Here is a 6,000-nt window from a genome sequence, read left to right on the forward strand (position 1 = left end):
CCTCCGAGTGATCCGGCTCCGGAAGGGGCCGTCGCGGGAGCTTCAGGAGACGGGGTCGAGGAGCTCGTCGAACACCGGGGGCAGGCGCCGCCAGCCGTCCGGTCCCGCCGCGTACTCGGCGTCGGTGAGCACGCACGACTCCAGCAGTTCGACCACCCCTTCGCGGTCCAGACCCGGCGAGGTGAACGTCAAGTACTGGCCGCGGTCGCCGTGCTCCGGATCCCAGTCGAGGGCTGCGGCCACCCGGCGCTCGGCCGGTACGAGGTCCCAGGCGGCGTCCGGCAGCGCGGCCAGGAAGGGGCCGGCGTTCTCGACGCACAGGGCGCCGCCGGCCGCGTCCCACGCCAGCAGCGTGTCGGGCCGGTCGGCCAGCCAGAACCGCCCGCGGCTGCGGGCGGCGGAACAGGTCAGGCCCTCCAGGGCGGCGTGCAGCCGGCCCGGGTGGAACGGCCTGTTCCGGCGCCAGACGAGGGTGGCCACGCCCGCCTCGTCGGCTTCCTGCGGCAGCAGCGCGCACGCCGGGTGGCTGCGGGCGGCCGCCGCCGCGACGTCGAAACCATCGCATGCGGACGCGGCCAGATCGATGGATTCGACCGGAACACATCGTGCCGCGGGGGCGAGCTGACGCAGCAGCGCCCGGTCGGCGTCGTCCGCCGGCTCCTCGCCCTCGGCCAGGGCCAGTACGGTGACGTACTCCAGCTGCCGGGCGAAGGTGTCGCCGACCGTCCGCATGTCGGTCGGCGCCGCCGCCAGGCCTGCCTCGGCGAGGTCGTCGCCGTTTGCGAGGGTGGGCAGCGCGAGGGCCGGGTCGACGGCCGTGAACACGCCCGTGAGCACCGCCTCCGGAGCGGCGTGGGCCGCCACCACCTCGGCCATCGCCCTGGGCTCGACGGAATCCCACAACTCGACGACGGCGAGGCGGACGCCACCGCCGGCGGCCAGGCGGCCCAGCTCGGGGACGAGGTCCTCGCGCAGGGCGCAGCAGGCGCACTCGTTGACCAGCGGCGCCTCGCCCTCGCCGAGCAGGCCCGTGCGGTCCCGGACCGTACGGCGGACCGCGCCGGAGGCGGCAGCCGTCGACAGGTCGTGGTGCAACGCGACACTGCCGGGAACGGTGTCCAGCAGCCGCTGGACGACGGCGCGGCGCGCGTCGGCGTGCAGGCCGCCGACGAGGACGACGGGCAGGGCTCTGATGCGGGCGCCCATCAACGGCCCTCGTCCGCCGGGCGCTTGCCGTAGCGGCGCTCGAAGCGTTCCACGCGGCCGGCCGTGTCGAGGACGCGCGCGGTGCCCGTGTAGAAGGGGTGGCTCGCCGAGGAGATCTCGACGTCGACGACGGGGTAGATGTTGCCGTCCTCCCACTCGACCGTCCTGTCGCTGGTCGCGGTGGAGCGGGTGAGGAAGGCGAAGTCGGCCGCCCGGTCGCGGAAGACGACGGGTCCGTACGGGGGGTGGATGCCGGGCTTCATGGTCAGCGCTCCTCTCGGAAGACGACGTGGCGGCCGACGACGGGGTCGTACTTCCGCAGTTCGAGTCGATTCGGGTCGTTACGGCGGTTCTTGCGGGTGACGTAGGTGTAGCCGGTGCCTGCGGTGGACCTGAGCTTGACGACGGGGCGCAGTTCGTTGGTGCGGGCCATGGGGGCTACTATACAGAAATGGTTTCCATTTTCATTTGGAGGTGCTGCGGATGTCCGCCCACTGCCAGCTGACCGGCCGCAGGCCGGGGTTCGGCAACACCGTCTCCCACTCCCACCGGCGCACCAGCCGCCGCTTCGACCCCAACGTGCAGCGCAAGCGCTACTGGTTGCCGAGCGAAGGGCGCTCCGTGCGGCTCACGCTCAGCGCGAAGGGGATCAAGACCGTCGATGCCATCGGCATCGAGGCGGCGGTGGCGCGCATCCGCGCGCGGGGAGGGAAGGTCTGATGGCGAAGAAGAGCAAGATCGCGAAGAACGAGGCGCGGAAGCTGGTCGTCGCGCGGTACGCGGCGCGGCGGGCCCTGCTCAAGGCGGTGATCCGCGACCCGAGGGCGACGCCCGACGCACGGGCGGACGCCCAGCGGGAGTTGCGGCGGCAGCCGCGGGACGCGAGCGCCACGCGGGTACGGCAGCGGGACGCCGTGGACGGGCGGCCGCGGGGGTACGTGGGGGCGTTCGGGCTGTCGCGGATCAACCTGCGGGCGGCGGCGCACGCGGGGCTGCTGCCCGGCGTGCGGAAGTCCAGCTGGTAGCGGGCGGATCCGGCGGCGTCAGTCCCGCAGGAGCAGGGTCGCGTCCGCGTAGCACCAGGCCCAGTTCTCGCCCGGCTCCGCCGAGCGGGCCACGTCGTGGCCGGGGGTCGTGTGCGCGTGGGCGCTCGCGTGCTGGTGGGGGGAGCTGTCGCAGCAGCCTATGTGGCCGCACACCAGGCACTCGCGCAGGTGGACCCACGTGCTGCCGATGCGCAGGCACTCCTCGCACCCCTCCGGGGTGCGAGGCTTCACGTCGCGGACCTCGCCGAGGTGGCTGCAGGGCCTGCCCTCGGCGACCCGCCAGGTGCCCGGGTCGGTCATGTCTTCGAGCTTAGGCCGTTGTCAGACCCCCCTGCCAGACTCGGCTGCGTGAGCCGGGGGCGGGGACGGGCGACGGGGGTGTCCGTCCCCCTCCGGTTCACACGACCGGCCTTCACACAGCCGGCCCCTTTCCGCGGGCAGTGCGGCGCGGCGCCTTGCACGATGGCGTTGGATCATTGGCGTCGAGCAGGGCAGGACCAGATCTGATGACCCTCAGTCTCGAACAGCTCACGCGCTGCACCGTGGCCGTCGACCTCGGAGCGTCCAGGACGCGCGTCTACCTCAGGGACAGCGGCCTGGTCGTGGACGAGCCGAGCCTCGCCGCGGTCAACTGCCGCACCGGATCCCTGATCGCCGTGGGCGCGCTGGCCGGCGGGATGGCCGGGCGGACGCCGGGGCACATCCGGGTGGTGCGGCCCATCTCCGGCGGCACGGTCGTGGACATCGACATGGCGCAGCGCATGCTGCGTTTTCTGGTCAACGACAAGATCCGCCGTGCCTGGCGCCGCAAGCCGATGCTGCGGGCCGCGGTGTGCCTGCCGCACGATGCGGAACCGATCGCGCAGCGGGCGGCCGTGGAGGTGCTCACGGCGCTGGGGGCGCGGCGGGTGGAGCTGGTGGACGCGCTGATCGCCGCGGCCGTCGGCTGCGGGCTGCCGGTGGAGCAGCCCGAGGCGACGATGATCGTGATGTGCGGGGCCGCGTCCACGCAGATCGCGGTGTTGTCGCTGGGCTCCATCGTGGCGGCGGAGAAGGTGCAGGTCGGCGGGGACGCCATCGACTACGCGGTGATCCAGCACCTGCGCAGCGAGCACGAGCTGATGCTGCCGTCGCAGGGGCTGCACCCGCTGCACCTGGCGTTGTTCGATCCGGCGCGGATGGGTACGGAGGCGGAGGTGCGCGGCCGGGACGTGGCCACGGGCCTGTCCCGTACGGTGCTGGTCAACACCGCTCACGTACGGGAGGCCGTGCACACGCCGCTGACGGCGGTGATCGATGCGATCGGCCGGGTGCTGCGGGAGTGCCCGCCGGACCTGGTGGCCGACCTCGCCGAGCGCGGGGTGATGCTCGCGGGCGGCAGCGCGATGCTGCCGGGGCTGGACATGATGATCGAGCAGGCCACCGGCATGGTGGTGCGCATCGCGGACAAGCCGGACGTGTGTGCGGTGATGGGGCTGGGCGCGATGATCGAGGGGAAGGTGCGGCCGATGCACCTGGACCCGCTGGCCGGATAGCTTGGCCGGATAACGACGCTTTTCCCGTCCTTTCCCGTCCTTGGGAACTTCTTTAACGTCCGCGACGGTTCTCCCTGTGCACCCCTATTCGCACAAGGAGAATGACGCACATGGCGCTCTGGGACCGGTTCAAGGACTCGGCCACGACGATGCAGGGCCAGCTGCTGGCGAAGAAGAACGAGCTCAAGAGCGGCGCATTCCGTGACGCGAGCATGGCGATGTGCGCGCTGGTGGCGGCCGCCGACGGCTCGATCGACGCCTCGGAGCGGCAGCGCGTCGCCTCGCTGATCGCCACCAACGACGTCCTGCGCAACTTCCCCGCCGACGATCTGCAGGCCCGATTCAACGACTACTGCCAGAAGCTGACGACCGATTTCGACTTCGGCAAGGTCAGCGTCATGCAGGTCATCGGCAAGGTGCACAAGAAGCCGACCGAGGCGCGCGCGGTGATCCAGATAGGCATCGTGATCGGCGGCGCCGACGGCAACTTCGACAAGGACGAGCAGGCCGTCGTCCGCGAGGCGTGCTTCGCGCTGGGCATCAACCCGGCCGAGTTCGACCTGTAAGGGCCCCAGGGGGCCGTTCACCGGCCCCCTGCGCGCGTGCCGGCCCCGGGCCCCCCTTCCTCGCGTCCCGGGGCCGGACGGTCCCCCGTGGGCCTCCTCACGCCCGTACGGCGGCCGACGCCCGCTCCGCCGAGCCGTCGCCGGCGCCCTTCTCCGTCCAGGTGCCCAGTGCGATCTCCGCGGTGATGCCCGGGCCGAAGCCGGCGATGATGCCGCGGGCCCCGTCGTGGGCCCCGCCGTCCACGAAGAGCCGCTCCAGGGCGTCGAAGATGACGGCACTGGCGATGTTGCCGCGCTCGGTGAGCGTCTCCCGGCTGTAGCGGAAGGTCTCCAGCGGCAGCCCCAGGTAGCGGCCGAGGTCGTCGAGGATGCGCGGGCCGCCCGCGTGGACGATGTAGAAGTCGAGCTCGGAGACGTCCCACTGGTGGGGCTCGGCCATGTCGCGCATCGCCGGCGCCAGCATCGCCATCGTGCCCGGCACCCGCTTGTCCAGCAGGAAGTGGAAGCCGGTGTCCCGTACCGCGTAGGAGATCCACTCCTCGGTGTCCGGCACCAGGTGCGAGCCGTTGCGCACGATCCGTACGCCCGTGCCGCCCTCCCCGCGCATCACGGCGGCCGCCAGGGCGTCGCCGAAGAGGCCGTTGGAGAGCAGGTTGCCCACGCCCAGGTCCGTGGGCTGGTAGAGCAGCGAACAGAACTCGCACGCCACGATCAGCACGTTGGACCGCGGATAGGCCTGGCAGAAGTCGTGCGCCCGGTTGATGGCGGCGCCGCCCGCGGCGCAGCCCAGCTGGGCGATGGGAAGTTGCCGGGTCTCGTGGCGGAAGCCCATCGTATTGATCATCCATGCCGTCAGCGACGGCATCATGAAGCCTGTACAGGACACATACACGATCAAATCGATGTCACGGGGAGTGAGCTCCGCGTGGTCCAGCGCCCTGTTCACCACGTCGGGCACCCGGGCCTTCGCCTCGCGCTCGTAGCGGGCGTTGCGCACGGTGAAGCCCGGGTGCTTGAGCGTGTCTTCGATCGGCTGTACGAGGTGTCGTTTCTGCACGCCGGTGTTGCCGATCAGCCGGAGGGCGAGCCCCAGCTGAGGATGGTCGGCGTGGAGCGTCCGTGCGAGCTCCAGCGTCTGTTCCCGGGTGATCACGTGTTCGGGAACGGCAATGGCCGGTCTGCACAGCGTCGCCATGACGGCCTCCCAGTCGCGTCGGTTCCGATGCCCAGGGCCGCCAAAACGGCGTGCCAGCATATGTCCAGTGCATGCCGCAAAGCGCGGCGCGCCACACATATGCCCGGAAAGTTCACCCGAAGAGCGGACGTATCTACGCAAACTGCACATTCGTTCGTCGAACACACAGCACGCTCATAGGAAATGCAGAGGATCAGTCCTTGATCTCGCAGATCGCGGCGCCGGACGCGATCGAGGCGCCCACCTCGGCCGCCAGGTCCTTGACCGTACCGGCCCGGTGGGCCGTGATCGGCTGCTCCATCTTCATCGCCTCCAGAACCACCACCAGATCACCCTCCCGGACGACCTGACCGTCCTCGACGGCGACCTTGACGATGGTGCCTTGCATGGGGGAGGCGAGGGTGTCGCCGGTCAGGGCGGAGCCGGACTTCTTGGTGGCGCGGCGTTTGGGT

The 6,000-nt window shown here is 71.2% G+C and carries 10 protein-coding genes; 4 read left to right on the plus strand and 6 right to left on the minus strand.

Annotated elements, in window-relative coordinates; all coding sequences use genetic code 11:
- Positions 1 to 42: 42 nt before the first annotated feature.
- Genes AC27L3_RS24485 through rpmG form a run of 3 tightly spaced genes read right to left on the minus strand, consistent with a single transcriptional unit; the run spans position 43 to position 1,639 of the window.
- Positions 43 to 1,206 (minus strand): GTP-binding protein, encoded by a 1,164-nt coding sequence (locus tag AC27L3_RS24485; protein ID WP_487236207.1) that lies wholly within the window; start codon positions 1,204 to 1,206, stop codon positions 43 to 45.
- Complete coding sequence (locus AC27L3_RS24490; RefSeq protein WP_487236208.1) at positions 1,206 to 1,469, minus strand: type B 50S ribosomal protein L31; 264 nt, start codon at positions 1,467 to 1,469, stop codon at positions 1,206 to 1,208. The genes AC27L3_RS24485 and AC27L3_RS24490 overlap by 1 nt, the downstream gene beginning before the upstream one ends.
- A 2-nt stretch (positions 1,470 to 1,471) precedes the next feature.
- Positions 1,472 to 1,639: a 50S ribosomal protein L33 gene (gene rpmG / locus AC27L3_RS24495; RefSeq protein ID WP_487236209.1), complete on the minus strand. Its 168-nt coding sequence runs from the start codon at positions 1,637 to 1,639 to the stop codon at positions 1,472 to 1,474.
- Positions 1,640 to 1,689: 50 nt separating this feature from the next.
- Between rpmG and rpmB the strand changes: the two genes are divergently transcribed.
- Positions 1,690 to 1,926, plus strand: a complete 237-nt coding sequence (rpmB, locus tag AC27L3_RS24500) for a 50S ribosomal protein L28 (RefSeq protein WP_487236210.1) — start codon at positions 1,690 to 1,692, stop codon at positions 1,924 to 1,926.
- Positions 1,926 to 2,231, plus strand: coding sequence for a 30S ribosomal protein S14 (rpsN, locus tag AC27L3_RS24505; protein ID WP_487236211.1), 306 nt, complete (start codon positions 1,926 to 1,928; stop codon positions 2,229 to 2,231). The genes rpmB and rpsN overlap by 1 nt, the downstream gene beginning before the upstream one ends.
- A gap of 18 nt (positions 2,232 to 2,249) precedes the next feature.
- Here rpsN and AC27L3_RS24510 read toward each other — a convergent pair whose 3' ends face one another.
- A complete protein-coding gene (locus AC27L3_RS24510) occupies positions 2,250 to 2,552 on the minus strand; it encodes a UBP-type zinc finger domain-containing protein (protein WP_487236212.1) in 303 nt (100 codons plus the stop codon).
- 206 nt (positions 2,553 to 2,758) lie between these two features.
- Between AC27L3_RS24510 and AC27L3_RS24515 the strand changes: the two genes are divergently transcribed.
- Positions 2,759 to 3,787: a rod shape-determining protein gene (locus AC27L3_RS24515; RefSeq protein ID WP_487236213.1), complete on the plus strand. Its 1,029-nt coding sequence runs from the start codon at positions 2,759 to 2,761 to the stop codon at positions 3,785 to 3,787.
- A 110-nt stretch (positions 3,788 to 3,897) separates the two neighbouring features.
- Positions 3,898 to 4,353 carry a tellurite resistance TerB family protein gene (locus AC27L3_RS24520; RefSeq protein ID WP_344439069.1) on the plus strand — a complete coding sequence of 152 codons (456 nt, stop codon included), beginning with the start codon at positions 3,898 to 3,900 and terminating at the stop codon, positions 4,351 to 4,353.
- A 97-nt stretch (positions 4,354 to 4,450) separates the two neighbouring features.
- On the opposite strand, the gene AC27L3_RS24525 is transcribed toward AC27L3_RS24520, so the two are convergent.
- Together AC27L3_RS24525 and AC27L3_RS24530 are read right to left on the minus strand one after the other, a co-directional pair.
- The gene (locus AC27L3_RS24525; RefSeq protein ID WP_487236214.1) at positions 4,451 to 5,548 is read right to left on the minus strand and encodes a type III polyketide synthase; all 1,098 of its coding nucleotides are present in this window, start codon (positions 5,546 to 5,548) and stop codon (positions 4,451 to 4,453) included.
- A 193-nt stretch (positions 5,549 to 5,741) separates the two neighbouring features.
- Positions 5,742 to 6,000: acyl-CoA carboxylase biotin carboxyl carrier protein subunit (locus tag AC27L3_RS24530; protein WP_487236215.1), on the minus strand; the 259-nt coding region annotated here is incomplete at its 5' end.

It is taken from the genome of Streptomyces sp. PKA51 (assembly GCF_057552455.1).